Genomic DNA, 1,784 nt, shown 5'->3' with positions numbered 1-1,784 from the left:
CAGGTAGCCGCGGCGGCTCTGCGTGGTGGCCGCCAGAATCCACGCCGGCTCCGCGTTGCAGAGGATGACGCGATCCTCCGGCTTCATGTGCGTGGCCACCTGGCGGAAGTACTCCACCTGGGGCACGTCGATGTCGTTCTCGAGCTGCACGTCCGTGCCGATCAACCACCAGCCGCGCGGCAGCTTGAGGGCGAAGTAGCTGCGGCTCTGCCGCGTGCGGCGCCCGGCCAGCCAGCGGTTGGCGCAGAACAGCCGCATGAAGGCGGCCAGCCCGTCGTACCAGTCGTGGTTGCCGGGAATGGCGAACAGGTCCGGGCTCGGCTCCGGGGTGCGCGCCAGCGCTTCCTCGAAGGGCTGCACCAGACGCTCCTCGTACGCCTCGCGGCTGGCGCCCGGGTACACCTGGTCTCCGCCGAGCACGAGCAGGCGCCCGCGCTCCAGGGTGTGCGTCTCCTGGTTCGGATCCGTCACCTCCAGCGAGGGCAGCGCCAGCATGCGGGCCACCGCGTAGGTGGAGTTCCACCCGTCGCCGGTGTCCGACACGTAGTCCAGCCAGAAGTCCTTGCCGGCCGACTCCGTCGAGTAATCGAAGTAGGGCGGCTGCGGGCGCACCACGGCCTCGATGAGCCGGTGGTCCGCGCGAGCGCCGAACATGGCGGCCACCAGTGCGTCCAGGCCGGTGCGGATGAGCATCGCGGGGTGGAGCCAGCGCACCATGTCCGCGTGCTGGTGGGGCCGCGTGGCGGTGCCGGTTTCGGGATCACCGACCTCGTGAAGGGTGAAGTCGCGGGACGTCTCTTCGGAGGCCGTCGCGGGCTGCTGCTTCCTCGCGGTGCCTGGCTCGTGCGGTGTCACTGGGGGGACGGTCTCCCAGCGCCGTGCTCCGGTCAACTCCCCGACCGGAGGACCTGACGGGTCCCACGCCAGACGAGGAACCCGAGAGCGAGCGGCCCAGGGAGCGCCATCATGTCCGCTCTCCGCGTGCGGCCCTCGTCCGGCCCTGGCGAGGCGATTCCGGTTGCTCCGGAAGGGCCATCGTGGTGCATGACGGCTCCCATGAACGACTTCCCCATCACCGTGCGCTTCCCCGTCCAGTGGGGCGAGATGGACGCGTACGGCCACGTGAACAACGCGCGGTACTTCACCTGGTTCGAGGCGGCCCGCATCGCCTACATGGCACGCGTGGGGTTGGTGAGCGCCGAGATGCAGAAGCCCGAGGGGGGAGTGGGACCCATCGTGGCGGCGACGAACGCGGACTACCTGCGCCCGGTCGTCTTCCCGGCGGACCTGGTGGTGGGCGCGCGCGTCACGCGCATCGGCAACTCCAGCCTCACCATGGAGTACGCGGTGGAGGATGCGAGCAGCGGGGTGCGCTACGCGCGCGGCGGGGCCGTCCTCGTCACGCTGCGCTACCCCGGCTACGAGAAGGTGCCCGTGCCCTCGGAGATCCGCGCCGCCATCGAGGCGCTCGAGGGCCGCGTCTTCGAGTAGGACCTAGGGCGAGGGGTCTCTGGAGGCCCGGGGAGCCGGTACACACCGCCAGGGCTCCTTGGCGGCTTTGCGGTGACAGACGAAGCCCGGGCGCAGGAGGAGGGGTCCTCGGGAGCACAGGCTTTGTGGCATCGGTACTGGTGGCAGACGGAGCCCTCGGGACAGGGAGGCGCATCAGCGCCGCAGCCCCGGGTACACTGCATCCACACCGCATCCGTGAGCCGCGGCTGGGTCTGGAGCAGACAGTATTGGTCCTGGGGGCAGGGGTTCTGCTTGCAGTCCTGTCCATACAC

At 70.2% G+C, this 1,784-nt stretch carries 2 protein-coding genes; one reads left to right on the top strand and one right to left on the bottom strand.

Going from position 1 to position 1,784, the window contains the following annotated elements; genetic code table 11:
• On the bottom strand, positions 1–717 hold a 717-nt coding region (locus VF794_RS27965), incomplete at its 3' end, for a metallophosphoesterase (RefSeq protein ID WP_331115599.1).
• Positions 718–966: 249 nt separating this feature from the next.
• Here VF794_RS27965 and VF794_RS27960 point away from each other — a divergent pair.
• Positions 967–1,491 (top strand): thioesterase family protein, encoded by a 525-nt coding sequence (locus VF794_RS27960; protein ID WP_331115597.1) that lies wholly within the window; start codon positions 967–969, stop codon positions 1,489–1,491.
• The last annotated feature ends 293 nt before the right edge of the window (positions 1,492–1,784 follow it).

It is taken from the genome of Archangium sp. (assembly GCF_036389735.1).
Classification (GTDB): domain Bacteria; phylum Myxococcota; class Myxococcia; order Myxococcales; family Myxococcaceae; genus Archangium.
This window is presented reverse-complemented; position numbering and strand designations above follow the sequence as displayed.

Coding starts and splice junctions, on each gene's coding strand:
- VF794_RS27960 (WP_331115597.1), top strand. CDS start 967: ATGTCCGCTCTCCGCGTGCGGCCCTCGTCCGGCCCTGGCGAGGCGATT.